30 protein-coding genes and 1 tRNA gene are annotated in these 26100 nt (G+C 32.5%); 13 read left to right on the top strand and 18 right to left on the bottom strand.

All coding sequences use genetic code 11. From position 1 onward, the window contains the following. Positions 1 to 9 precede the first annotated feature (9 nt). Together LNP27_RS02740 and LNP27_RS02735 are read left to right on the top strand one after the other, a co-directional pair. Complete coding sequence (locus LNP27_RS02740) at positions 10 to 387, top strand: hypothetical protein (RefSeq protein ID WP_229942991.1); 378 nt, start codon at positions 10 to 12, stop codon at positions 385 to 387. Positions 388 to 430: 43 nt separating this feature from the next. Next, a complete protein-coding gene (locus tag LNP27_RS02735) occupies positions 431 to 907 on the top strand; it encodes a hypothetical protein (RefSeq protein ID WP_229942990.1) in 477 nt (158 codons plus the stop codon). A gap of 149 nt (positions 908 to 1056) precedes the next feature. Here the strand turns inward: LNP27_RS02735 and LNP27_RS02730 are convergent, their stop codons facing one another. Together LNP27_RS02730 and LNP27_RS02725 are read right to left on the bottom strand one after the other, a co-directional pair. Beyond that, positions 1057 to 2157, bottom strand: coding sequence for a glycosyltransferase family 2 protein (locus LNP27_RS02730; RefSeq protein WP_346432393.1), 1101 nt, complete (start codon positions 2155 to 2157; stop codon positions 1057 to 1059). Between the two features lie 7 nt (positions 2158 to 2164). Then, positions 2165 to 3139: a hypothetical protein gene (locus LNP27_RS02725; protein WP_229942989.1), complete on the bottom strand. Its 975-nt coding sequence runs from the start codon at positions 3137 to 3139 to the stop codon at positions 2165 to 2167. Positions 3140 to 3380: 241 nt separating this feature from the next. On the opposite strand from LNP27_RS02725, the gene LNP27_RS02720 reads away from it, so the two are divergent. From LNP27_RS02720 to LNP27_RS02690, 7 genes are all read left to right on the top strand, one after another. After that, entirely contained in the window at positions 3381 to 4295 is a 915-nt protein-coding gene (locus LNP27_RS02720; RefSeq protein WP_229942988.1) for an alpha/beta hydrolase, read from the top strand. Between the two features lie 2 nt (positions 4296 to 4297). Further along, positions 4298 to 4852, top strand: coding sequence for a crossover junction endodeoxyribonuclease RuvC (gene ruvC, locus LNP27_RS02715; RefSeq protein WP_229942987.1), 555 nt, complete (start codon positions 4298 to 4300; stop codon positions 4850 to 4852). A gap of 63 nt (positions 4853 to 4915) precedes the next feature. After that, positions 4916 to 6049, top strand: coding sequence for a radical SAM family heme chaperone HemW (hemW, locus tag LNP27_RS02710; RefSeq protein ID WP_229942986.1), 1134 nt, complete (start codon positions 4916 to 4918; stop codon positions 6047 to 6049). A gap of 91 nt (positions 6050 to 6140) precedes the next feature. Then, a complete protein-coding gene (locus LNP27_RS02705) occupies positions 6141 to 6899 on the top strand; it encodes a cyclase family protein (RefSeq protein WP_229942985.1) in 759 nt (252 codons plus the stop codon). 2 nt (positions 6900 to 6901) lie between these two features. Beyond that, a complete protein-coding gene (locus tag LNP27_RS02700; RefSeq protein ID WP_229942984.1) occupies positions 6902 to 7309 on the top strand; it encodes a GNAT family N-acetyltransferase in 408 nt (135 codons plus the stop codon). Continuing rightward, on the top strand, positions 7306 to 7671 hold the full coding sequence (locus LNP27_RS02695; protein WP_229942983.1) for an MmcQ/YjbR family DNA-binding protein: 366 nt from the start codon (positions 7306 to 7308) through the stop codon (positions 7669 to 7671). Before LNP27_RS02700 ends, LNP27_RS02695 begins: the two co-directional genes overlap by 4 nt. A 71-nt stretch (positions 7672 to 7742) precedes the next feature. Beyond that, positions 7743 to 8453, top strand: coding sequence for a PH domain-containing protein (locus tag LNP27_RS02690; protein WP_229942982.1), 711 nt, complete (start codon positions 7743 to 7745; stop codon positions 8451 to 8453). Positions 8454 to 8514: 61 nt separating this feature from the next. On the opposite strand, the gene LNP27_RS02685 is transcribed toward LNP27_RS02690, so the two are convergent. From LNP27_RS02685 to LNP27_RS02675, 3 genes are all read right to left on the bottom strand, one after another. Continuing rightward, positions 8515 to 9615 (bottom strand): DUF4407 domain-containing protein, encoded by a 1101-nt coding sequence (locus tag LNP27_RS02685; protein ID WP_229942981.1) that lies wholly within the window; start codon positions 9613 to 9615, stop codon positions 8515 to 8517. A gap of 199 nt (positions 9616 to 9814) precedes the next feature. Then, positions 9815 to 11416, bottom strand: coding sequence for a phosphoenolpyruvate carboxykinase (ATP) (pckA, locus tag LNP27_RS02680; RefSeq protein ID WP_229942980.1), 1602 nt, complete (start codon positions 11414 to 11416; stop codon positions 9815 to 9817). Between the two features lie 74 nt (positions 11417 to 11490). Then, on the bottom strand, positions 11491 to 11883 hold the full coding sequence (locus LNP27_RS02675) for a DUF423 domain-containing protein (RefSeq protein ID WP_229942979.1): 393 nt from the start codon (positions 11881 to 11883) through the stop codon (positions 11491 to 11493). Between the two features lie 198 nt (positions 11884 to 12081). On the opposite strand from LNP27_RS02675, the gene LNP27_RS02670 reads away from it, so the two are divergent. After that, positions 12082 to 13452: a saccharopine dehydrogenase family protein gene (locus tag LNP27_RS02670; protein ID WP_229942978.1), complete on the top strand. Its 1371-nt coding sequence runs from the start codon at positions 12082 to 12084 to the stop codon at positions 13450 to 13452. Positions 13453 to 13517: 65 nt separating this feature from the next. On the opposite strand, the gene LNP27_RS02665 is transcribed toward LNP27_RS02670, so the two are convergent. Genes LNP27_RS02665 through LNP27_RS02655 form a run of 3 tightly spaced genes read right to left on the bottom strand, consistent with a single transcriptional unit; the run spans position 13518 to position 15792 of the window. Then, the gene (locus tag LNP27_RS02665; protein WP_229942977.1) at positions 13518 to 14984 is read right to left on the bottom strand and encodes a M56 family metallopeptidase; all 1467 of its coding nucleotides are present in this window, start codon (positions 14982 to 14984) and stop codon (positions 13518 to 13520) included. Then, the gene (locus LNP27_RS02660; protein ID WP_229942976.1) at positions 14981 to 15355 is read right to left on the bottom strand and encodes a BlaI/MecI/CopY family transcriptional regulator; all 375 of its coding nucleotides are present in this window, start codon (positions 15353 to 15355) and stop codon (positions 14981 to 14983) included. The genes LNP27_RS02665 and LNP27_RS02660 overlap by 4 nt, the downstream gene beginning before the upstream one ends. Before the next feature lie 11 nt (positions 15356 to 15366). Next, entirely contained in the window at positions 15367 to 15792 is a 426-nt protein-coding gene (locus LNP27_RS02655) for a toxin-antitoxin system YwqK family antitoxin (RefSeq protein WP_229942975.1), read from the bottom strand. A 370-nt stretch (positions 15793 to 16162) separates the two neighbouring features. Between LNP27_RS02655 and LNP27_RS02650 the strand changes: the two genes are divergently transcribed. Beyond that, a complete protein-coding gene (locus LNP27_RS02650) occupies positions 16163 to 16735 on the top strand; it encodes a hypothetical protein (RefSeq protein ID WP_229942974.1) in 573 nt (190 codons plus the stop codon). 389 nt (positions 16736 to 17124) lie between these two features. Here the strand turns inward: LNP27_RS02650 and LNP27_RS02645 are convergent, their stop codons facing one another. Continuing rightward, entirely contained in the window at positions 17125 to 18513 is a 1389-nt protein-coding gene (locus LNP27_RS02645; RefSeq protein WP_229942973.1) for a dipeptidase, read from the bottom strand. A gap of 106 nt (positions 18514 to 18619) precedes the next feature. On the opposite strand from LNP27_RS02645, the gene LNP27_RS02640 reads away from it, so the two are divergent. Next, positions 18620 to 18701, top strand: a tRNA-Leu gene (locus LNP27_RS02640). A 444-nt stretch (positions 18702 to 19145) separates the two neighbouring features. On the opposite strand, the gene LNP27_RS02635 is transcribed toward LNP27_RS02640, so the two are convergent. From LNP27_RS02635 to LNP27_RS02615, 5 genes are all read right to left on the bottom strand, one after another. Next, positions 19146 to 19460: a hypothetical protein gene (locus LNP27_RS02635; protein ID WP_229942972.1), complete on the bottom strand. Its 315-nt coding sequence runs from the start codon at positions 19458 to 19460 to the stop codon at positions 19146 to 19148. A gap of 188 nt (positions 19461 to 19648) precedes the next feature. After that, the gene (locus LNP27_RS02630) at positions 19649 to 19900 is read right to left on the bottom strand and encodes a hypothetical protein (protein WP_229942971.1); all 252 of its coding nucleotides are present in this window, start codon (positions 19898 to 19900) and stop codon (positions 19649 to 19651) included. A 4-nt stretch (positions 19901 to 19904) separates the two neighbouring features. After that, positions 19905 to 20249, bottom strand: coding sequence for a hypothetical protein (locus LNP27_RS02625; RefSeq protein WP_229942970.1), 345 nt, complete (start codon positions 20247 to 20249; stop codon positions 19905 to 19907). A gap of 156 nt (positions 20250 to 20405) precedes the next feature. Beyond that, complete coding sequence (locus LNP27_RS02620; protein ID WP_229942969.1) at positions 20406 to 21176, bottom strand: hypothetical protein; 771 nt, start codon at positions 21174 to 21176, stop codon at positions 20406 to 20408. A 76-nt stretch (positions 21177 to 21252) separates the two neighbouring features. Continuing rightward, entirely contained in the window at positions 21253 to 21840 is a 588-nt protein-coding gene (locus LNP27_RS02615) for a DUF4468 domain-containing protein (protein WP_229942968.1), read from the bottom strand. Between the two features lie 86 nt (positions 21841 to 21926). Here LNP27_RS02615 and LNP27_RS02610 point away from each other — a divergent pair, with 86 nt between their 5' ends. Beyond that, positions 21927 to 22160 (top strand): helix-turn-helix domain-containing protein, encoded by a 234-nt coding sequence (locus tag LNP27_RS02610; protein WP_229942967.1) that lies wholly within the window; start codon positions 21927 to 21929, stop codon positions 22158 to 22160. A 435-nt stretch (positions 22161 to 22595) separates the two neighbouring features. Here the strand turns inward: LNP27_RS02610 and LNP27_RS02605 are convergent, their stop codons facing one another. From LNP27_RS02605 to LNP27_RS02590, 4 genes are all read right to left on the bottom strand, one after another. Beyond that, on the bottom strand, positions 22596 to 22865 hold the full coding sequence (locus LNP27_RS02605) for a DUF3127 domain-containing protein (protein WP_229942966.1): 270 nt from the start codon (positions 22863 to 22865) through the stop codon (positions 22596 to 22598). Then, the gene (locus LNP27_RS02600) at positions 22843 to 23124 is read right to left on the bottom strand and encodes a hypothetical protein (RefSeq protein ID WP_229942965.1); all 282 of its coding nucleotides are present in this window, start codon (positions 23122 to 23124) and stop codon (positions 22843 to 22845) included. Before LNP27_RS02600 ends, LNP27_RS02605 begins: the two co-directional genes overlap by 23 nt. A 1-nt stretch (position 23125) precedes the next feature. Next, a complete protein-coding gene (locus LNP27_RS02595; protein WP_229942964.1) occupies positions 23126 to 25657 on the bottom strand; it encodes a hypothetical protein in 2532 nt (843 codons plus the stop codon). A gap of 82 nt (positions 25658 to 25739) precedes the next feature. Continuing rightward, positions 25740 to 26021, bottom strand: coding sequence for a helix-turn-helix domain-containing protein (locus LNP27_RS02590; RefSeq protein WP_229942963.1), 282 nt, complete (start codon positions 26019 to 26021; stop codon positions 25740 to 25742). Positions 26022 to 26100 lie beyond the last annotated feature (79 nt).

The raw sequence follows: 26100 nt of genomic DNA, 5'->3' as shown, positions 1-26100 counted from the left end.
TAAAAAGTGATGATAAGGATCAAAGAAATCATAATAGTGTTTTTTGTACTCACTTTTTCGATTACAAAAGCACAAGATATAAAAGTAGATGACAATGATTTTTTGTTAAAAGAGCGTATTTATGAAAAAAATAAAAAGAAGGTACTGAATTATTCGATGAAACAGTTTGATGCACTATTTTTTGAGTTTTCCGATAAAAAATCAAACGCAAATTTAGTTCTTACTAAAGAAGAATTCTATAATTACACGATTCAAATTGCTATTTTTTCGGATCGATTGGCTTCTTTATATCCGGATGAAAAAGAGATAGCAGAAAAAAGCAAGGAAAAATGGTTTGCTGAAAGCTACGAAGATTATTTGCTTTCTAAAGTATCGCAAAAAAAATAATTGTATTTTTATAAAATATTAGTTCACTTGAAAATAAAAAACCTTGAAGCACTATTACCTCTTTTTACTAATTACTCTTTTTAGTTCCTGCCAGTATCTCAAAAAGCAAGTGCCTTCGGAAAAGGAGTTGCTGCAAAAGGAACTGAAAGGGATCAACTGGAAAGAGGTGGATGAATATCCTTCTGTTTCAGATTGTGAAAATATTGATAATAAAGAACAGCGTCATCAATGCTTTTTTGCAGTTTTAACGCAATTAATTCAACAAAAATTAAGTAGTGACACACTTTCGGTCTTGTATCCAAAATTGGATACAATCGAAGTCAAAGTTACTATTTTCCCTAATGCTACTATGCACTTCGAACCTCAATTTCCTAAAGATTCAGTTGCCTACGATCGAATCAAAATTGATAGTATTTTAAAAGCCCGCTTGGTCGATTTTCCAAAAGTTAATCCTGCAATTAAACGTGGAGTTCCTGTAAAAACACAATTTATTCTTCCTGTAATTATAAAAGCGGAGTAGATAAATTATCTTTTGTAGCTTGTTATTAGGAGCTGTTTCCTGCTGTCCTCTATATTTTTTGTGCCGAACCCCGGCACAAAAAGATGCCGTTTCCATCAGGGCTACGAGTTTAGTCTAGCGAATGATTTATTGTCATACCAAATATAAATCTAAAATTGTCTTCCTTTCCATTCGTACTTGCCTATCAATGAATATAAAGTTACAAATACGCTGAAAAAAGGATAAAACAAACTACTTAAAACGAGATAGCGAATTGATTTTTGAGATAAAAACGTATTAGATTGGTAAATCAAAATAGAGTCTAAAATAAACTTTAATAAGAAGAGGAAAAACAAATCTTTATACATAATAAGACTAATAAGACTTAATCCAAAGGCAGTAATTACAGCTAAATTTCCAGCAAGTACGATTAAACCTAATGCTTTACCAAAACCACTTTGGTACGAACTAGTTTTAGAGGCCCAGCGCACTCTTTGATAAAACAAAGATTTCCAGCAATTCAATGGTTTTGTCGTAACAATTGTATTTTTCGATTTTAGATAATGAACATTTTTCGGAAATTTAATAATCCCTTTTTGTAGCAAGAACACATCATCACCACTCGCAATTTTGTCATTTCCATCAAAGCCATTTAATGCTGTAAAAAGCGATTTAGTGTAAGCAAAATTAGCACCGTTGCACATAAAACCTTTATTTATGCCAAAACTGCCAATGGTTGCACCTTGCAAACTGGCTAAATCCAATTGCTGAAAATGATGCAGAAACGAATTGTTACAATCATAAGTAACTGCACTAGCAATCATGGAAACATCATGCAGTTGAATGTAATTGTCTAAGGTTAACAACCAATTTTCAGGAACTATACAGTCAGCGTCTGTCGTGATAACCCATTTTGAATTGACATAATGCATTGCTGTGGTAATAGCATCCTTCTTTGGTGAATTAGAATTTCTATTGTTAGTTATTACTGACACTTGGAAATCAAAATCTAATAATTGAAATTTTTCTTCCGATTCATCGTCAACTAAAAGAACTTTAAACAATTCTACAGGATAATTCAACTTAGATAAACTGTCTAGTAAAAAAGGTAAATTTTCATTTTCGTTGCGAAAAGGAACAATTATAGTAAATTTTGTTTTTGGGTTTAAGCCAATATAATCAATAGTGTTTATTTTAGTAAAACCATAAATTAAAAGTCCAATAGGCACTGTATAAATCAAAACCACCAAAAATAAAACGATTGTAATCATATTACTTTTATTGAGTTTTGTCTAACTCTCCTTTGGAGAGAGTTGGGGAGAGGACTTTAAAATTTAACACATAATAACTACCAATTATTACTGGTAGAACAACATTTAGAAACCACATCAAAGTCGAAATAAAAATAACAATCCATTCATTAACTCCTAAAATACCAAAGAAGTAGACTGCAACGCTACCTTTTACGGCAAAATCTAAAAACTGAAATGTAGGTAAAGAAGAAGCTAGAAAGTAAACACTGGTTATTGCCGACATAAGTGTTAAATATGGCAAGTCCACATCAAAAGCAAGAAATAAAAAATAGTACTGATGCGAGAAAACAATATACCTACAAATGGCTAAAAGTATGTTTTTCCTGTGAATCGATTTTGGAATTTCATTTATCTTATGAATTAGTTTTTCAATCGAGTAGCCTTTGAGAGTTAATTTTTTCACCGAAAATAATAGGGCAAAAGTAAAAGATAAGACTCCAAAAAGAATCAAAACTGTTCTTGTGTTAACAACATTATAGGTGCCATTAAAATACAACAAGCCAAAAATTCCAAATAACACAGTTAATACCATTTGGATTCCATTACAGATCAAATTTAAAAATACAATTTGTTTTGTTTCAGATTTATGATAGAAAATTGCTTTTCCTGCATATTCTCCCACACCATTTGGTGTAAATAACCCTGCGGTTAGGGCCGCAAGTACTTGCCTTGTAGCCTCTGCTTTGGAAATTTTATGAATAATAATTACGAGATTCTGCCATTTTAAAATTTCAAAAAAACGGTTTAAAACACTTAGTAGCAAAATAAAACCAACTCCTGCAACAGACTGATTTTTCTGAAACAAAATAAGAAACTTATCCCAATCTAGTTTGTCGTTATTTGCCAGTTGATTGTAAATAAAATAAAACGCACCACCCACAATCAAAAGTTTGATTATAAGAACAAGGAATTGCTTAGTTTTGTGTGGAATTGAAATCATATGTGCAAAGAAAAGAAAACTTTGAACTTGAAACGATTATCCACAAATAAAACTTTTGGTCAAAAAGTACTTTTTGATTTAGGTAACTAATGATAATAGAATTAATTTTTAAGCAATTGATGTTGTCAATATATAGTATCGTTGGAGATTTAAAAGAAGCTAATTAAGTAAAACCTTCAGTTAATTTGAAATTTAATTTTTTATAGAAAAGAATAGTACTGTTATAATACTTTTTATTTTTATGGTTTTAATAAATGCAAGTCCTATTTCTGCTCAAATTCGTGCAGTTCCTTTATGGGAAACCATACCTGGTGCAATTCCTGCAATTGACCATGAGGAGGAGTCAAGAGTAGATGAGCAGGGTAATCGAACAGGAATAATGAAGGTAACAGAACCCACTTTGAAAATTTTCTTAGTAGATAATAAAAACACTAAAAACGCAGCTGTCATTATATGTCCAGGAGGTGGCTATGCACTTTTGTCTAATGAAAAGGAAGGGGATAAAGTTGCGGTTTGGCTTAACTCAATTGGTGTTTCAGCTTTTGTTCTTAAATACCGATTGCCAAGTGACATGATCATGGAAGACAAGACTGTCGGTCCATTACAAGATGCGCAAGAAGCTATGAGAATAGTACGTAGACATGCTGATGAATGGAATCTAGATGCGACTAAAATAGGAGTTTTAGGATTTTCGGCAGGAGGTCATTTGGCATCAACTTTATCAACGCACTATAATGATACGGTATACAAAACCAATGATAATATAAGTTCTCGTCCTGATTTTTCTATTTTGATTTATCCTGTCATTTCGATGGATGAAACAACAACCCATAAAGTTTCTAAAGAAAATTTATTAGGTGAAAAACCAAGTAACGAATTGATTGCTAAGTTTTCGAATGAAAAACAGGTAGATTCCAACACTCCAACAACATTTTTAGTTCATGCAACGGATGACAAATCAGTAGTTGTAGAAAATAGTATTACTTATTATTTAGCTTTAAAAAGACATAATGTGCCAGCTGAAATGCATCTTTATGAAACTGGAGGACACGGATTTAGTTTAGGAGATGATGGAACCAATCAAAATTGGCCACTAGCTTGCGAAAAATGGATGATTTCTAAAAAGCTTATCACTACTGATTTAGTTAAAAAATAATTATGTTAAACGAACGTATCATATTGGGAATTGATCCCGGAACAACGATTATGGGTTTTGGATTGATAAAAATTGTCAATAAAAAAATGGAGTTTTTGCAATTAAATGAGCTGCAACTTTCCAAATATGATAATCATTACCAAAAACTAAAAATAATTTTTGAACGTACTATTGAGTTAATCGATACACATAATCCGGACGAAATTGCAATTGAAGCGCCTTTCTTTGGGAAAAATGTACAGTCGATGCTCAAATTAGGACGCGCGCAAGGTGTGGCTATGGCTGCGGGACTTTCAAGAGACATTCCTATTACGGAATACGAACCTAAGAAAATAAAAATGGCTATTACTGGAAATGGAAATGCTAGTAAAGAGCAAGTAGCTAAAATGCTTCAACAGCTTTTAGGTCTCAAGGAATTACCTAAAAATCTCGATTCAACTGATGGATTAGCAGCTGCTGTTTGTCATTTTTTCAATTCTGGAAAAGTGGTTGGAGAAAAGAGCTATACGGGTTGGGATGCTTTTGTGAAGAATAACGAGTCTCGTGTTAAAAAGTAATGCGATAATTATAAATTTTATCAATTATCTAGTCTTCTAATTCCCAAATTATCTAATTTAAAAATGTCCGGAATCTATATTCATATTCCTTTTTGTAAGCAAGCTTGTCATTATTGCGACTTTCATTTTTCGACTTCTATGAAGAGGAAGGAAGAGATGGTTTTGGCTTTGGCCAAAGAAATTCATTTGAGAAAAGACGAGTCATCTGAAGAAACCATTGAAACCATTTATTTTGGTGGTGGAACGCCAAGTGTTCTGACTTCTGCTGAAATCAATTTCTTGATTGATGCCGTTTATCAGAATTATAAGGTTGTCGAAAAGCCTGAAATTACTTTAGAAGCTAATCCAGATGATTTGTCAGAAGAACGAATATTGGAATTGTCAAAAAGTAAAATTAACCGATTAAGCATCGGAATTCAGTCTTTCTATGAAGATGATTTGAAAATGATGAACCGTGCACATAATTCGGCGGAAGCCAAAAGATGTCTTGAATTTGCTACTCAATATTTCGAGAATATTTCACTCGATTTGATTTATGCTATTCCTGGAATGAGGAATGAAAAATGGAAACAAAATATTGAAATGGCCTTGTATTTCGGGATTCCGCACATTTCTAGTTATGCTCTGACGGTGGAACCCAAAACGGCTTTAAACAAACTGATTCAGACCGGAAAAATTACTGCACCTAATGATGAAGCGGCGCAAGAACATTTTGCTATTTTGGTCGAAACTCTAGAATCGAAAGGATTTGTACATTATGAATTGTCTAATTTTGCGAAAGAGAATTATTTCTCTAAGAATAACTCGGCCTATTGGTTGGGTAAGAAATACATTGGTATCGGGCCTTCGGCACATAGCTATAATGGAATTGCCAGAAGTTGGAACGTAGCTAATAACCCAATTTATCTCAAATCCATTCAAGAAGATAAATTGCCAAATGAATCCGAAATTTTATCTGTAACTGATCGTTATAATGAATATATTATGACGGGTTTGAGAACGATTTGGGGTGTTTCTTTTGATCGAGTTGAAAAAGAATTTGGTGTTGAATATTTGAATTATCTAAATAAGCAAACTAAAAAGTATCTTGATGATGATTTGCTTTTTATTGAAGTTGACATTTTAAAACCAACTAAAAAAGGAAAGTTTTTGACTGACGGGATTGCGTCGGACTTATTTTACTTAAATTTGGAATAGTATAACCACTAAGCTCACAAAGGAAGCGCAGTGCTCACAAGGCTTTGTGGTCTTAGTTTAATCTTTGCGCTCTTTGCGGTTAAATAAAACTATGATAGCAAGAATCAATAATTTAGAAGTCGACTTATCAAAACCTCTTGATGTTTCGATTCCTCTGACAAATACAGAGGAAAATCCTATTGCCTGGTATATTGAAAAACCAGAGATAGAACCGGTTGTTTTTGGCGATTGGATTGGAAGTGTTCAGAAAGGAGCTTCTACAAATTTTAATACTATTTCCTTTAACCCACATGGTCACGGAACACACACGGAATGTTTAGGCCATATTACGAGAGAATTTTATAGTATCAATCGATCCTTGAAACAATTCTTTTTTCTAGCGGAGTTAGTTACAATCGAACCAGAAAAACATCGAGAAGATTGGGTGATAACAAAAAACCAAATTGAAAACAGTTTGCAAGGAAAAACTCCGGAAGCTTTATTAATTAGGACTTTACCTAATTTTAAAGTCAAAAAATCTTTAAATTATTCTAATACAAATCCACCTTATCTCAGTGAGGAAGCGGCACGTTTTATTTGTGAAAGTAACATTAAACATTTACTAATCGATTTGCCTAGTATAGATAAAGAGAAAGATGAGGGCAAATTATTGGCGCACAAGGCTTTTTGGAACGTGAAGAATGTTAATAACCTCAATTCAGATGCCAGATTAGAAGCAACAATTACTGAAATGATTTTTGTTGCTGATGAAATTAAAGATGGAAGTTATTTACTGAATTTACAAATCGCTTCATTTGAGAATGATGCGAGTCCGAGTAAGCCAGTTTTATATGCTTTTTTAAATATTTAAAAATGAATGTAATAACTGTATCAACCGATAAAAATAAATTAGATGTTCCGTTTATTCAACAATTCTTAAAGGATATTTATTGGGCTGCAGGACGAACAATCGAAGAGGTTCAAACTTCTATTGATCACTCGTTTTGCTTTGGAATTTATCTTGACGATAAACAAATAGGTTTTGCTAGGGTAATTACTGATTACGTTGTTTTTGCTTATTTGATGGATGTTTTTATCGCTGAAGAACATCGTGGCAAGTGTTACTCGTCTATTTTAATTGACAATATGATGAAGGAACCTCAGCTTCAGAATATTAAAATTTGGAGATTGGCAACTAAAGACGCACATTTTTTATATCGAAAATTTGGTTTTAATGAATTGGCAAATCCAGAAAAATTAATGGAAAAAATCATCACATGAATCTAGAAAGTTATTACGATTATTGCCTTTTGAAAAAAGGAGTGACAGAGCATTTTCCTTTCGATGACGATACTTTAGTTTTCAAGGTTGGCGGAAAGCTCTTTGCGCTTTCTTCATTAAAAAAATGGGAAATTCAAGAGCCCTCTGTCAATTTGAAATGTGAACCAGATCGCGCTGCTGAACTACGAGCTCAATTTGATGATATAAGGCCGGGATTTCACATGAGTAAAGTTCATTGGAATACAATAAATATTAATAAAGGAGTTGCAGATGTTATTGTCAAAGAATTAATTGATCATTCCTACGATTTGGTTTTCAAAAGTTTAACAAAGAAATTGCAAAGTGAAATTCACGAATTATAAAATTAGGTATTACTTTTGTGATGCAGCTTAACATAAACAATAAATAGAAACTGAAATAATTCAGCATAAACATGAAGGAACAATTTAAAAAGTTTTTAAACGAAGAGCAAGATCCTAAAGCTATTGAAAAGATAGCCTCAAAATTGAGTGATTTATTGATGAAAAATGAGGAAATCGGATATATTGCAGTTCAAAAAAAGCCGGCAATTACCGTTTTACCAGATGGTATTGTAATGACAAATAAACGAATTATTATTTGTCAACCTAAAAATCTAGGGCTTTCAATGGATTTTACAGATTATACTTGGGATCAAATTGAAGCCACTTTTGTAAAAGAAAATATATTAGGATCAGAGTTTTCATTTTCAACTAAAACGGATATGACAGTTTCCATAGATTATATCCCAAAAATTCAAGCTAGGAAGATATTTACTTATGCTAAAGAACAATTAGACATCTTAAAAAATGGTCCTGTTGTAGCGGATGCAATTGTTGAACAAGAAGTTATCGACTCTTTTGAGGAAGTGGAAGTTGTTGAAGAAGTTGAGGCTGAAGAAGTGACTCATTTTGCTGAAATAATGCCGGTTTCCCCGCCTGTTTTCAATATGGAAAAGGAGGATTTTCATTCTGAAATTCAAACAACAAAAGAGCATGGATTAAGCGGTTTGTCACAAGACGAACTTTTCGAGAAATTGCAAAATTATAAAAAACTTCTAGACAACGGATTAATCATGCAAGGAGAGTATGACGCTTTCAAAAAAGAAATTTTAAGTTTTATGTAATAAGTTTTAAAGTCAAAAGGTAACTTACTACCTTTTGACTTTTAGTTTTTCAACAGAAATACTATAAAGTTCTTTTCTGTTTTTCTACAAAATTATGAGTTTGCAGTTCTAGTAATTCAGTGGCTTTTTTGCGTTGAAGATCATATAAATTTTTGTCTTCTTTAATATCTTCATACACTTTATCGTGCATTGCAGCACTCGTTTTTACTAGTAAAGTGCGTTGGTATTTGTTTTGGTCTAATGTAGCTTTTAAAGCTGTTTCTAGATCTTCGAGTTTAAAGTCATATTCTCCTTTTGGCGATAATAGCTTGGCTATAATTGGAGAAGTTTCGATTGCTAAAAATAACAGCATGATAAAGAATGACGGTAACCAAGGCAATTTGTCTAAAGCGTTTATTCGTGCCATTAATCCGTCAAAACCATCTATAATTGGTTGGGTTTCTGTTATTTTTTTGTCTAAATCGGCTTGAAGTGTTTTTGTTTTGCTCTCTTTTTCGGCAATTTTAGCCAAATTTGTTTTTTTAAGGGTGTCCAATTGGGCGAAAGCCAAATTATGTTTAGCTATTTTTTCTTTAAAAACTGGACCTTTGCCTAGTTTTTTAGTTCCAGCAGTTCCTTCTGCTTCGGTGATATAGGTTTCGTATAAGGTATTTACCTCTTTCTCTTTTTTAGTAATATCCGATTTAAGGCTGTCAATTTCAGCTTTGTTTTTGTCTAAATCACTTTTGAAATAGTTGGCTACTTCCTTTTTATTATTCAAAGCCATGGCATTTTTCTCTTTCAATAAGACAGTGTTTATTTCCTTTTCAAAGATTTTAATTTCTAATGGTTTTGAAATGACGATTGCAATAATAACCGCTAAAATAACTCGAGGAGTTGCTTGTAGAAATTCACTTCCAAATTTGTCTCTTTTTCGAATAGTAGAAACAATAAAACGATCTAGATTGAAAATGAGTAAACTCCAAACTAATCCAAATAGTATTGCAGGATAAGCACTGTCAAAAACAGTGAATAAGGCGTAAGCACTTGCAATAAATGCCATAACAGCAGTGAAGAAAACCGTAGCGCCAATACCTACGTATTTGGTTTGTTCGCCTTCAGAGCAGCCTTCGAGAATATCTTTATCTGCTCCAGAACAAAGAATAAAAAATTGTTTTAACATGATTGATTTGTTTTTCGATTAATTGATGGGGACAAATTTAACGCCAAATTGTAAATAATGGTATAAATAATTGATATGTTTTTAATTAGCTCCTTTCTGTGAGCCAAAAAAGCCGTTCATAAAGAACGGCTTTTCGGTTTTTTAATTAATAATGTGGTTAATTATATCTAGTAATGATTTTTTAAATTTATCTTCAAAATTAAGCTACAGGAGCACCAGCCATAATTTCTTGATTCGCAAATTCTTCAAATTTAGCAAAGTTTGCTTTAAATTTTTGACCTAATTCAACTGATTTTAAATCGTATAAATCTTGATCCTCCCAAGTGTTTCTTGGATTTAATATCTCACTAGGTACATTAGGACATGTTTGCGGAATTGCAATTCCAAATACTTTGTGATTTACAAACTCTACATCATCTAATTCGCCGTTTAGCGCGGCGGTAATCATGGCACGAGTATATTTTAATTTCATTCTGTTCCCTATTCCGTAAGGACCACCTGTCCATCCAGTATTGATTAACCAAACTTTTACATTAGCATCCTTCATTTTTTTGCTTAACATTTCAGCATATTTTGTAGGGTGTAAAGGCATGAATGGCGCTCCAAAACAAGCAGAGAAATTAGGTTGTGGCTCTGTTACACCAGCTTCAGTTCCGGCTACTTTTGCAGTATATCCAGAAATAAAGTGGTAAGCAGCTTGTCCAGGAGTTAGTTTTGCAATTGGAGGTAATATACCAAATGAATCAGCCGTTAGGAAAAATATATTTTTAGGATTGTTTCCTATTGAACCAGGTTGAATATTATCAATATGATAAATAGGATAACTTACACGAGTGTTTTGAGTTATAGAAACATCTTCATAATCAACTTTGTTTCTTTCTTTGTTGATGATGACATTCTCTAAAATAGCGCCTTTTTTTATGGCTCTAAAAATATCTGGCTCGTTTTCTTCAGAAAGATTTATCACTTTTGCGTAGCAGCCTCCTTCAAAATTAAAAACGGTATTTTCATTGGTCCAACCGTGTTCGTCGTCTCCAATTAATTTTCTATCTGGATCTGCAGAAAGCGTGGTTTTTCCAGTTCCTGATAAACCAAAGAAAATAGCGGTATCTCCTTTTTTTCCAACGTTTGCACTACAGTGCATTGGTAAGGTATTTTTGTCAACAGGAAGAATGAAGTTTAAGGCCGAAAAAATTCCTTTTTTCATTTCTCCAGTGTATCCTGTTCCGCCAATAAGCGCTACTTTTTTTGTAAAATTTATAATTGCAAAATTACTTTGACGTGTTCCATCAACTGTAGGATCTGCCATAAAGCTTGGAACACATAGCAAAGTCCAATCAGCTGCAAAGTTTTCAAGTTGATTTGATTCAGGTCTTAAAAACATGTTGTAGCAAAATAAATTTGCCCAAGGAGTCTCTGTAACCACACGAACATTTAGTCTATAGTTAGGATCTGCACATACGTACGAGTCTCTAACATAAACTTCTTTATTTGATAAATAAGCGGTCACTTTTTTATATAAAGCATCAAATGCTTCAGGTTCAAAAGGAATGTTTACTTTTCCCCACCAAACTTTGTTTTCCGTAATGCTATCTTTTACAATAAATCGATCTTCTGGAGAACGTCCAGTATATGCACCAGTATTAATTGCTAATGCGCCGTTATTGACCTCAACTCCTTGACCAAGAGCAATAGTTCTTTCGTGTAATTCGTCGGCTGATAATTGGTAATGAATCTTTGCGTTTTCAATTCCCATATCTTCTAGCGAAATCGATTGCGTAAACGGTGTGTTATTATTCATAAAATTAGGTATTGTGTAGTTTAATTTATCTAGTGTAAAATTATAACTTATATTTTATATATGTTGTGATTATCTTAGTTTTGTGATTTTTTGTTAAAATAATTCAAAAATAATGCTCCCCAAGCTATAATTAATAGGAGTCCGCCTATAGGAGTTACAAAACCAATTGTTTTAAAATCAAAAGGAGTAAGATGATTTGTTGCCAGTAAATAGATAGATCCTGAGAATAGAACAACACCAGAAAGAGTCAAGTAATAAATTTGTTTCTTCTTTTTTTGCGTGAGATCCGTTATTGTTCCAATGAACAGTAAAAACAGTGCATGATACATTTGATATTTGACACCTGTTTCAAAAGTGACGAGTTGGTCTATTGATAATACATTTTTTAGAGCATGTGCGCCAAAAGCACCTAATATTATTGCGATCATTCCAAAAACAGCTGCTGTAGTAATTATTTTCTTGTCCATTTTATCTATTTTGTTCCTTGCAAATTTATCTTTTATTGTAGTTAAATTAAAACATATTAGTAGATAGTTAACACTAACTTTTAGTCAAGTTATTCATTTTTGGAGCTTTTAGCTCAAAATATAGAATTTAAAAGTTTTTTTGTTGTTTATTGTTATAAATACAACATTTTTGTATGTTTGTGTTATAAATAACAAAAAATGAGAACAATCCTTATCATTGGGGCAGGAAGATCAGCTTCATCATTGATCCAATATCTTTTGGACAAATCAGAAAAAGAGAACTTGCATCTTGTAATAGGTGATTTATCATTAGCATTAGCTCAAAAGAAAACCAATAATCATCCCAATGCCACACCAATTGGACTGGATATTTTTGATGAAAATCAGAGGCGAAAAGCGATTCAAATGGCTGATATTGTTGTTTCAATGTTGCCTGCTCATTTGCACATTGAGGTAGCTAGAGATTGCATTGTTTATAAAAAGCATTTGGTTACCGCTTCCTATGTTAGTGATGCTATGCAAGAATTAGATGCTGCTGCCAAAGAGAATAATCTTATTTTCATGAATGAAATTGGGCTTGATCCAGGGATTGATCATATGAGCGCCATGAAAGTAATTGATGAAATAAAAGATAAGGGAGGCAAAATGTTGCTTTTTGAATCTTTTTGTGGTGGACTTGTCGCTCCCGAATCAGATACTAATCTTTGGAATTACAAATTTACTTGGGCGCCTCGTAATGTCGTTTTAGCTGGGCAAGGTGGCGCTGCCAAATTTATTCAAGAAGGTACTTATAAATATATTCCGTATTGTAATTTATTTCGTAGGACTGAATTTTTGGATGTGGAGGGATACGGTAGATTTGAAGGGTATTCCAATAGAGACTCTTTAAAATACCGTTCTGTTTATGGTTTAGATGATGTACTTACTTTATATAGAGGTACGATTCGGAAAGTAGGATTTTCTAAAGCGTGGAATATGTTTGTTCAACTAGGTATGACGGATGATAGTTATCTTATGGAAGATTCTGAAAATATGAGTTATAGAGAATTTGTAAATTCTTTTTTACCTTATCATCCCACGGATTCAGTAGAAATTAAAACGCGTTTGATTTTAAAAATTGACCAAGATGATATCATGTGGGACAAACTATTAGAATTGGACTTATTCAATCGCAATAAAATTGTAGGCTTGAAAAATGCTACACCTGCGCAAATGCTTGAAAAAATATTAAGTGATAGTTGGACGTTGCAGCCTGATGATAAAGATATGATTGTGATGTATCACAAATTTGGTTACGAAGATAATGGCGAAAAGAAGCAGATCGATTCTAAAATGGTTTGTATAGGCGAGGACCAAACATATACTGCAATGGCTAAAACGGTTGGTTTGCCAGTTGCGATGGCAACTTTACTAATCCTTAATGGTAAGATTACAACTCCAGGAGTGCAACTTCCTATTCTGAAAGAAGTGTATTTGCCTATTCTGAAAGAACTTGAGGAGTATGGAGTTGTTTTTAAGGAGCAAGAAATGCCTTATTTAGGATACAATCCGGATAAAGTATTCAACTAGTATTTTTTTTATTTTTTTTTGTTTGTTAAATCCGCTTCTTTTGAAGCGGATTTATTTTTTTACAATTATGCCTTTCCAGATTGAATAGTTATTGGTAAGCTATACATTACTCTAACAGGGACACCGTTCATTTTTCCGGGGATCCATTTAGGGCATATTTTCAAAACACGTATGGCTTCTTCACCGGTTCCAAAACCAATGTCTCGTATGTTTTTTATGTCGCTTAAACTTCCATCTTTTTCTACTATAAATGTGATGTATACTTTTCCTTTTAAGTTAGGTTGTTCTGGAATTTTAAAATTATTGCCAACAAATTTGTAAAATTCCATAATTCCTCCCGGAAAATCTGGTTTTTCGGTTATTCCAGCAGTATTATAGACTTCATTTTCTCCTTTTTGGACAAACTGATTTTTAGAATCGTACGCATCAATTTCAATTACTTCAGGAGCTCCTTTACTTAGAATTCCTAGAAGTTCCTCGTTTGTAGGCAATTCTTTTTTCTTGGGAAGGATAGAAGGTATAGCTCTCTTTTCTATAGGAGTTAGTTCATTGTATTTTTTTTCGCTGGCAACCTTTCCTTTTTCATCTTTGATTTTAAAAGTAGTTTTATCGTAATACGTTTTAATTAAATTTCCGGGTTTCGCGGGAGTAATTTCTTTTTTTACATTGGTTTCTTGTGCAACGACTTTCGTACACAATAAAAACAATAAGGCAGTTACTACAGGAATTAGCATTGATTTTTTTAATACGGCTCTTGTTACCGATGTAGTTTTTGTCATCATAATTAATCTTTTTTTAGTTACAGAATAGTTTAAATTACTGGCCAAGTAATAGGTTGGGTTCGCGTTTGCCTTTGCTAGTAACAAATTTTGGTAAAACGGAACGTTGTTATAGGATTGCACGACTTTCTCATCAGCTAGAAATTCATGATTGAGTTGTATTGCTTTCTTGTAAAAAATAAAAACGGGGTTAAACCAAAATAAAACTTTCAAAGTCTCAATAAATAGTATGTCTAACGTATGTTTTTGGGTAACATGAATTAATTCGTGGGTATATAATTCATCCTCAATTTTCCTATTATGATAATCCATTTCATTGATGAAAATAGTATTCAAAAAAGTGTACGGAAGCGTTTTTTCTTTTACTAAAACTAATTGAGCTTCTTTATAGTCAATTCTTGTCGTTGATTTTGCTTTAGAACGCAATTTTAAAATGTTGGTAATAAAGCGAATAAGTAATATCGAAGTGATTAAAATATAAAATGTATAGATTGAGTACGTCCAATAATCAACGGAATCTTTAATAATCCTCGTAGTTGCTTCCTCTGGTGCAACTGTAGCTTGCGTTGTAACAGCAGTTGCTAACTCTTGAATAACTTCAATAGTGACAAGTGGGATTGTCAGTGAAAAAGCTATTGCAAATAATAAGTAAAACCTATTGAACTGGTGCATTTTTTCATTTTCTAGCGCTAAGTGGTATATTACAAGTAGCACGAATAATGATATGCTTGATTTGATTAGAAAGTCTATCATTTTTTCTTGTTTTGGATGGCACGATCTACTATTTTTTTGAGTTCTTGTAATTCTTTCTCTGACAAATTAGTTTCTGTGGTAAAGAAAGAAGCAAATTGTGATGCGGAATCGTTAAAGAAATTCTTTATCAATCCGTTGACATGCTTAGAGAAATATACTGTCTTTAAGACTAGCGGGTAATATTCCCTTGAATTTCCATATTCCGTATAGGCCACAAAATCCTTGTCAATCATCCTTTTTAGTAAGGTAGCGACTGTTGTCGTTTTAGGTTTCGGTTCTGGATAGGCTTCAAGTAAATCTTTCATAAAGGCTTTTTCAAGTTTCCAGAGATGTTCCATCAATTGTTCTTCGGCGTTAGTGAGTTGTGGCATTTTTTTATTTTTTATTTCTCGTAAATTTCTTGTATTGGTATTCCGTTTTCGTAAATTTTTGTTCCAAGGAGAACACCTTCAGAATCATAAAAAATCCATTTTCCTGAAGGAAGCCATTCTGTTTTTGTTCCAACGGTTGTTTTTTTAGAATAACCTATTTGCTGTACTTTTCCAGTGTTGTGGTATTTTATAATGTGGCAACTATTTTTCTTGTAGTTTTCCTGGCTTACAATTCTGTCGTTGATAGAGTAGTTCCACCTCCCTACTTTTTCACTTTTTTTATATCTTCCTTCTGAACTCGAATGAGTATTCATAAATTGTTTTGTTTCAATCCATTTTCCTTGTTTAAGTGCATTTCTAGTTTGATTGATTTTGCAGCTAGATAAGCTTATGAAAATGAGCAGCGCTACTATTTTTATTATGTTCTTGAATTTCATTTCTACAAAATTAAACATTGCTCTACAAATGTAGAGTAATTTTTTAAACTGCCAAATATTTTTGTATTTAATGTGATAGTTAGTCTGTTACGATTACTATTTCGAAAATCTCCACTATTGTTTAAACTATTTAATATGTTATTGATTGCATAAACTATTTCTCATACGTTTTGAAGTAAAAATTGCTAAGTATACTTGTTTATTAAACCATCAGGTTCAGAATGGGAATGCATAATTGATTTTTTTTAATATTTACCAATTCATATTGGTTCACAAGAGTAATTTGTGTCTTGATAATAATAGTAAAAACTGCTGTAAATGGCATAATTTATGCTAATTTTGTTTCGAGAATTTACTAAAAAATTATATTATGAAAACTAAATTATTACTAGTCTCAGTTGCATTTTTTGCGATTCAGTTAGGATTTGCTCAAGAAGTAAAACCAATTATGAAAGACTCCACGAGTATATTTCCAATTGCTATATCTAATCAAAAAATCGTTGAAAAAGATGCCCTTAAAGAGAAGGCTGAAGCAGAGAAGGCATTGAAAGCTGCAGAAAACGACAGGAAGAAAGCCCAAAAGGAACAAGATAAAGCTGAAAAAAGTCGTAAAAAAGCAGAGAAAGCAAAAGATAAGGAGGAGAAAGCTAGAAATAAAGCTCAGAAAGCTAGAGATAAAGCCGCTAAAAAAGCTGAAAAGCAAGAAAAGCAAATTGCAAAAGCCGATAAGTCTATTGATAAATTAAATAGTAAACTTGACAAAGCGGAAAAGCAATTGGATAAAATGCAAACTAAATTAGATAAATCAATTTCTAGAGGTAAGCTTTCAGAGGTTGATATACAGAAAGAAACTGTGAAAGTTACCAAGCAGCAGCTTAAGGTAAAAGAGCTTGAGGCAGATATTGTGAAGGCTCAAAAGAAATTAGAAAAATTAGAAAGATAATTTTATTATCCTCAACCTAGGTTGGGGATTTTTTTTGGAGTGAAAAGAAAAAGTAGTTTGTAATTCTAGATGTTCATTTGAGCAGAATACTAAGAAGTGGATTACTTCATGAGTATCCTCTATTCATTGAACTTTAGAGCACTTCGTTTGAAGTGAAAATCCTTTTTATGCCGAGGAACGTAGCATAAAAAGATTACTTCATTATGATTATACTTTAATTTTGGTATTCAGTGAATTTCATTTGTAGCGGAAAGCCTGACGTTGCTAGTTTAAATATGAATTTTGAACTGTATTTTCTGCAACAAGAGAACGTTAAAATAAAAATCCGTTCATTCAATGAAGAATAAACGGATTTAGATACTGAAACAAGTTCAAGATAACAAAGTGGTTTATTTAGATAATTCCACAAAATATTTGTAAAACAAAGGAATAGTTTCGATTCCTTTTAGGTAATTGAATATTCCAAAATGTTCGTTTGGAGAGTGAATAGCGTCGCTGTCCAGACCAAATCCCATTAATATCGTTTTGCTATTTAGTTCTTTTTCGAATAAGGCCACAATAGGAATACTTCCTCCAGAACGAACAGGAATTGCTGGAACTCCAAAAGTTTCCGTATAAGCCATGTTTGCCGCTTTGTAACCAATGCTGTCAATAGGTGTTACATAACCTTGACCGCCATGATGTGGTTTTACTTTTACAGTAACGCCTGCAGGAGCAATACTCATGAAGTGTTTAGTGAATAATTCAGTGATGTTTTCCCAGTCTTGATTGGGAACTAAACGCATTGATATTTTAGCAAAAGCTTGGCTTGCAATAACCGTTTTTGCACCTTCGCCAGTATATCCGCCCCAAATTCCGTTCACGTCAAGTGTAGGACGAATGGAGTTTCTTTCGTTAGTTACATAGCCTTTTTCCCCATAAACGTCATTTAAGTCTAATGCTTTTTTATAGTTTTCTAAATTGAAAGGTGCTTTGGCCATTTCGGCTCTTTCCTCCAATGACAATTCCTCTACATTATCATAAAAACCAGGAATGGTGATATGATTGTTTTCATCGTGAAGCGAAGCAATCATTTTAGCCAAAATATTGATTGGGTTTGCCACAGCTCCACCATATAATCCAGAATGTAAGTCGCGATTAGGTCCTGTAACTTCAACTTCGACATAGCTTAATCCACGAAGACCAGTGGTAATCGAGGGTTGCTGATTAGAAATCATTCCCGTATCTGAAATTAAAATCACGTCGTTTTTTAATTTCTCCACATTATTTTCAACGAAGGTTTTCAAGTTGACACTTCCTACTTCTTCTTCACCTTCAATCATGAACTTAACATTACAAGGCAATGTGTTGCTTTGTATCATGTATTCGAACGCTTTAACATGCATATACATTTGCCCTTTATCATCGCAAGCACCACGAGCGAAAATGGCTCCTTCAGGATGGATATCGGTTTTTTTAATCACTGGTTCGAATGGAGGAGAGGTCCATAATTCGATAGGGTCTGGTGGTTGCACGTCATAATGACCGTAAACAAGCACAGTTGGTAAGCTTGGGTCAATTATTTTTTCACCATAAACAATAGGGTAACCTGCGGTTTCGCAAATTTCAACATTATCGCATCCTGCTTTTTCTAAGCTGGATTTTACCGCATCGGCAGTGTCGATAACATCTTGGCAATAAGCAGTATCTGCACTAACAGATGGGATTTTTAATAATTCAATTAATTCGTTTATAAAACGATCTTTATGTTGTTGAACGTACGATTTTATGTTTTCCATTGATTTATTTTTTTATAATTTCAAAAGTACAAAAAATTGAACAAACATTTTTTCAAATTTTTCTTTGTAGAGTCGAACTTATGTTTATCTTTGCACCCACAATTACGCGGATATGGTGAAATTGGTAGACATGCCAGACTTAGGATCTGGTGCCGCAAGGCGTGTAGGTTCGAGTCCTATTATCCGCACTTTTTAAATGCAACTTTCTTATTTTTAGATAGTTGCATTTTTTAGTTTTAAGAGTTGCCAAACCATTGCCAAACATTTTCAAAAACAGTTAAAAAAATAATACATTTGTAACGGTTTACGATGCCAATTATAAACCAACGTTTGAACAACGTAAAACGGTAGCTTGAACAACTACCGTTTTTTTATGCGATAATATTTTGGAACTACATAAAACCCTAATGTTACCCTATGGTTGGAAGAAGTTATAAACTTGAAATTAGAATTGATTAATCAAACTTTTTCAAATAGAATCGGACGAAACGGACGATATAAAAAGAACTTTATACACGCGAACAGATACCCACGAACTTTTAAAAATGCTGTTAATTAGTTTAAATCAGTTAACTGAACTTGAAAAAAACTTTGATTATTCAAGTTGTTTACTAGTAATATTCTCTATCAACTTAATACTTTGCTTCTAATTCAGCTTGAATATACCGTATTTCTTCGGGACTTATGCCGTTACCTAAATTTATAACTACTGGATTTATCCCATTTTCATTTTCTGTACTTAATTCTATCGCTCGTAGTGTAGGAACAACAAATTTTGCAAGTTCTAAAATAGTTTTAATCCTGTCTTTAGGCTCAAGTAAATCAATATCGCTTTGGAGTTTATCAAAATTATTATCCAACAACAAAGAAAATTTCTCCCTTAGTTCGGCTGTTGTTTTGTTTACTGTTCCTTTAGTACGTCCACCTGTTTTTACTCCTATTGCCATTGGTCTATTATTGTCTATTATAGATAAAACAAATATAATAAATATTATTCATAGCTAATAATTATACTTGTAGCGGTTGTCATAAAGCGAATGCTAAATTATCTTAAAAATAAAAGGCGTTCCATTATGGTTCGCCTTTCTTTATTACTATAGTCAATACTTCTTGTTTATCTTCAATTTTATATTCTCTACATTGGTTCTTTTGTTAGATTTGCTAAATCACAAATTTGACGCTTTTGATAATAGTCCATATAATTTTGAACTTTATATCTCTCAATATGTGAGTTTATTTCTATTGTAATAAAATTACCTCTCGAATCTACACCCACAGATGTTATTCTATAGCAAATAGCTTTTGGAATTGGTTCTTCTTGAACTTCATCCTTTGTGCATGAAGTTAATAAAATATAAAATAAGATTATTAATATTATATTTTTCATTTCTTTATTGTTGCATTTGTAAATCAATCATTTTATTAATCTGCTTAATTCTATATTCTTGCACGGCTAACGAATCTTTTTTATCCAACTTAGAAAGTATTACTTCAAATTTCTTCATTAACGGATTAATATTCTCATTAACTTTTGAAGTGGCTATTTCTTTCAGCACTCCTTTTTTTACCCAACCATCTGCTTCATTTAGCAGTCTTATAGCTTCTTGTTTCATAATTTTACTGGAGTCAATTTTAGTTTCAGTTTTTACAATTTCATTAGATTGATTTTTGTTATCTGAATTCTTACACGAAAACAAAACAACCGATAATGTTAATAGAGTTAATATTTTTTTCATTTCTCATTTGTTTAAATAATTAATCCAGTAATGATAACCTATAAATTCAACAATACTTTACGGTTTTCCTTATTGTAAGTAACTTTTAGTGTTCTCATAAAGAAACAGTATTTATAAGACTATCACAATACCCACTTTTAATGATATTAAAAAGACTCATTTCTTAAATATTAGCAATCCATCTTCATCTCTCATTGGTATTGCAGTATAAAAGCATCTACAAAAACCAATTGAATTATTGCATTCTTTACATGGAATCGGCATTGTTTTAAAAGCATCCGCAATAGTCATTTTTAAACCATTTGATTTTTTACAAATGTCACAAGAGTTTGAACACGCAACAACTTCTACCATAAGAACTAAGTCACTTTCTAACTCCATTCTATTTAATGAAGCTTTCGCACATTCTTTTAATAAATAAAAATTATCTTTCCCTTCTTCATGCACAAACAAAGCCATCGAATAATATAGCATCTGTAATTGATTGAAATTATTATGATTTTTAAACAGTAACTCATTAAAGAACGACCAAATAACATCATTGTCATTATTTTGTATTCCAGATTTTTTTAAAAACTGTTCTTTTCTTGCATAAAAATCTTGCTCTTTTATTCCAAATCTTTTTAAATCAGTCAACCATCTACTTCTAAAATTTATTCTTTTTTGCTCAGCATCGTAATTTAGTTTCTCATTTTCCGTAATAAGTTTTTTCTCTTTATAGTTGTTAAATTTCAAAATATAAATATTTTCTCTGCAATTAGAACATTTAGTCTTTCTAATTGGAAATTTCTTCAAACTAACTTGACAATATGGGCATATTGCTTCAGGTTCAATTTCGTATTTTGTAATCTCGAGATTATTATCTTGACTTTTAACATCTTTGTTTCCTTCTTTCTCCTTAGCAAAAAACCATTTAAATATTTTCATGAGGATATTGATTTATATTTGGAAATACAAAAAAGGAAATTCTAGACAACCTTTTATAATATAAATAGATATTCGTTTACCAATCTTTTTTTTCTTTATTGCTAGATGTAATATATTTTAATAAAGATTCATTTATACTATTGAAATAGTCCGCTGATTTTGATACTGTTATATATTGTTTTTTTAGAGTACCGTCTTTTTTAAATAGTATTTTAGACAATTCTTCTTCAGTTATCCCTGTTGTGAAAACAAGAACATTTTTCCAACCGCCTGTAATATATTGGCTCGGTGTTTCAAATCGTTGTAATGATATAATATCAAATTTGTATTTTCCATCTTTGAAAGATATTTCAATTTCATATTTTACATTATAACAATCCAAATTAACTGCTTTTGGGTTTGATTCATCAAAACAAATGTAATCTCCTAAAGCCATAAATCTAATATATTCATTTTCAATTGTACTTAGTATAGCTTTACTAGGGTCTGAATAAGTAACTTTTATCCAATCTACAGATTTTTTATACAGTGCTGAAGCTGTTGCACTTTCTACAGGAACAACAATAAAATCAGTCAAGCCTTTTTTATTATCAAAAGTAAATTTGGATTCTTGAGCATTTATTAATCCCCCAAAAAGCAAAAGGAGTACAGTAATTTTTTTCATTCTTTCTTTAGTTAATTTTTTCAAATATAATAAATCATAGGCATTTATGCGTTCAACTAAAAATTAAATCTTGTGACTTTTGAAATATGGATATTTCAGAAGAAACTTTTATTATAAATCTTGGGGTTCACGTTAGGCAGTTACGTGAAAAGAAAAACCTATCTCAACAAGATTTAGCAAATGACTGTAATATTCCTAAATCTCAAATTGCTAGAATAGAGAGAGCAAAAATAAATACAACTGTTCGTACTCTAATAAAGATTGCTAACGCTTTAGAGATTGAACCAAAAGATTTATTAAATTTTTCAATAAAACAATAATTGTTACTTTTTCCTCAAATAGATTTCCTTAAATAGTGGACAAATTTGGACAAATTAAGACAAAACAACTTCTTAAAATTGTCCGAAATATTCCAGATTTTTCCAAAAGCTATACTTTGAATTTGTCCAAGTCTGTCCAAATTTGTCCAAATAGACTTTCAGTAAATAGCAGTTTTTTTGTCGCAATTTGTCGCAATTTGTCGCAAAATAAATTTTCTAAATTTGTGTAAGTTTTTGCAAGTTTTTGCAAAATCCCCTATTTATTAAACCGTGCTAAAGTTGGTATCTATTGGGATTGTGTAAGTATTTCCATTTGTTCCATTTTGTCCCATTTATTCCCATTTGTAAAGGTTTTAATATTGCCATTTATTGCCAATATTTGGCAAAATAGATTATCCGAATTTGTCCAGTTTTGTCCAAGTTTTGTCCAAAACATTACTTTGTTTTAAATATTTTCCAACCGTTGAGGTTTACATATCTTGAAATACCTTTTTTACCTCCTTTGATGTTTGCGCCAATCGTTACAAAATCCCCCACGGCAAAACGCTCCAGCAACTCGCATTTATCTTTAAGAAAGTCGATAGGTAACTGGGTTGGGTAAACCTCATCGGTTGCAATTACTATTGTTCTTTTGTTCACGCCCTCGACTGTTGTGGGTGTTGTTGCTCCTATTTCGATAATCTTACATTGTATGTCTATTGTCATTGTATTGGTGTTGTTTAAAATGTTTATCTATATAATTCATCCAGTCGCTCTGAACGAAATTTTTAAATTCCTCTTTGGTTACTTCTATTTTTTGGGTTTTGCGCTCTTGGTACGTTCGCAACACTTCTTGGCTTCCCTCTGAAAATTCGTGTTCCTCCATTGGTTGCCCGTTAATCGGTGGCGATTCTGTTTTATAGTTATTGTCAAAATCTACAAATCCAAAACCCGCAATCAATTTTTGTTTTTGCTGTTCAGTCATTTTAAAACAAATTGAATTGAATACCCTTTTGCTTTGAGTTCGCAACGCAATTTTTTGTACGAACATTTTTTGCAATTTGCTTTATGCGGGTTTCTAAATCACTTTTGATATACTGCTTTGGTAAGTGTTTTTGCGCAACCAAATCAAATACGGCTCTGTTGTTGAGGTAATAATAATGCAGTCCCGTATGTGATAACATTGTTGAGGTTTCTTTTTGCATTGAAATATCTACGAACGTATGTTTACATATTTTCTTTGGCTTTTGAATTTCCGCTTTCAAATGAAATGCTTGGTACTCACTAAAAAACTTTTCGCCTCGATAAGAAGCTTCTTCAATCGAAATGGTGTTAAAAATACTTTTGCTTAAATCAGTATCGTAATTATCGACTTCGGACTGCATCTGCTTTATAGCGGTTTCTTGCTGTTGTTTTATAAAGCAGTAATCGAACGCTTGCACGCCTATTTTGTCTGTGTATCCAACCTCATCAATTACGCTTATAAATTCCGTTTTTAAAACATCCTGTATGCTCTCGATGTGGAGCAAATCGAGGTCGGTTATTTGTTGAGTTATGTCGCATATTATTAAAAATATTTGCCGTGCAATTTCACGGTTGTCAAACAATGTTTTTTGCTCCTTTTCGATACGTTCCAGTTTTGCTTTTTGGCGTTTCTCGGTGTCCCTTTGTTTAGGTGTCTTAAAGTCCGTTTCATTAGTGGTAACATCCTTTATGGTATCAGTATAAAGGATGTTACTATTAACTACATCGGACTTTTTACCCCTTGGTTTTCTAATATATCCAGTACAAAGTATATTGAATTTGCGAACCATTAAACGTACTAAAATATTGTTCGATTTACGACCGAATAAAACCAAATTCTCATCCAAAAAAGCGTAGTCATCATTGCCAATTCTCTCGTTTAATAAATCGAATAATTCAAGGTAATTCACATCGATATTAACCAAACATTCCGCTTCGCTTCGAGCTGTCAAAAAGTCGATTCTTTTTTTGAACTTTAATTGCTCTGTCATATCCCAGTTACGGTTTTTTATCTCGGCTTCGCTTTTACTGCGTTTGTCCTTGGTAGATTCTAAATACAAATACTTCACATTAAAAATGTATTGACTGTTCGCCCGAATGTGTTGTAGTATCAAAAGCCTTAGTTCGGGATTGGGTCGCTTATTATTCAAATAATGCAAAGTGTTGAACATTGTAATTGTTCGTTCCAGTAGGTCGCTATATTCTGCTTGGTAATCGTTTATATTGAAACTGGCAGTCATGTACTCGAACGCTTTTTTGTAGAACTTAAAACCGTTTGCCGTGCCTTTTATAGGTGGCTTATTTCCGTGCCATTTATCAATAATTGATAAACCTTTCGGAATGCTAGAAATATAAGCATACTTCAAACGAGCATCGGACAAACTAAACGTATTGGTGTAAACCGTGCTATTAAGTGCTTTGTATCCAAACTCACAAATTTTATTAACTGTTAATATTTTTGGTTTGATTCCACTATATATAAATAATATCGCATCGTGTAAACGTCCGTATCCAGTTAAAGCATTTATGCTTGTAAAACTACTGATTGCAATGCTTTCGTGTTCAGTCATAAACGATATGAACTTTTTATGAGGGTCGTGAGTTAGGTTTAATAAGTCCGTGGTGTGCTGTTCGGTATATCCGCAATCTATAAAGAACTGCTTTGTTTCCGCTTTAGTTTTATACTTCCCGCTGTTGCATATTGTATTAAACAAAACTTTGGCTTCGTTTCTAGTAATCCCTTTGGAACGCATTAAATTGTTATAAACAAAGTCTTTTAAGTTCGAGCAAATTATTTTGTCAATGAAAGTAGGGAACGCACTCTTTATGTCGCATTCGATAATTAAAAACGGTGCGATTGGTCTTAATACACGTGGTACTTTTGGTAATGGGTTGTACTCTCTATTGTCCTTGTCTGAAATGTTAAAATGTTGTATTGATATTCTCAATTCTTTACATATTAAAAACAAAATCCCGTAATACCAATGATTCACAAACGTAAAACCATCAATTTTGTACTTCCCTTTTTGGCTGTCAATATTCGTGTACTTTTTTTCGAGGTATTGAACATCGCCTTTATAGTATTCAATCGGTTGTTTTTCGCCTGTGGTTGCGTAATGGTTTAAATAATCTACGTGTTGATGCTTTCCAAAATATTCAGAATTAAAAAACCAGGCACTTTGAATAATTAACCAGCACGCTTTAAACAAAGGCGCATCGGTCAACTCATAAAACTTAACGTCCAATTCCCGTGTTGCTGTATAGGGCGATAAATTATGACAATCCAAAAAGCCTTTTACCGCATTTATGGTGTAGTAACTGTCTTTCTTTGGGTGCTTAAAAATTTCACTGTAAAAATATGCCAATGCTAAACGGGTAATTTCAGAAAACGAAACGCCCGCAACTGGATGGCAATCACCTTGCATATCGTTCAAAGCATTATAAAACTGTTTGGCGGTATCCTTTGAAATACGGCTTTGAATGTCGTGTTTCAAATTGGAACTGTTGAAAAAGTCTAATTTTATTTTGTTTGATATGTAGGTTTTTGGTTCGGGTGTGATAACCGACCTCATCGCCTTATTGGTTCAAAGGGATTAAACACGCCTCAATATCGGTTCTAAGAAAGTAAACACGTGAACCTAACCCCAACGGTTTGAGCTTACCGTTTTTGCTCCAATTATGAACGGTTGATAAATCCACGTCGAACATTTGCGCCACTTGTTGACGGGTTAAATACTCGGCTGGTTGTACTGGTTTGAAATGTTTTAAAAATTCCTCTAATTGGATTTTTACCCCGTTTGAAATTTCGCTTTGTAGTTGCTCGGGGGTGTACTGAATAAATTGAATGTTTGCACTCATAATAATTACTTATTTATTAATAAGTGCAAAGCTTTTAATACGCTTGTTCCGTGTGAAGTACGGAATTGTACTGTTTACG

This window comes from Flavobacterium galactosidilyticum (assembly GCF_020911945.1).
GTDB lineage: Bacteria > Bacteroidota > Bacteroidia > Flavobacteriales > Flavobacteriaceae > Flavobacterium > Flavobacterium galactosidilyticum.
The sequence above is the reverse complement of the archived record's forward strand: the minus strand, read 5'-3'. Positions and strand labels throughout refer to the sequence as shown.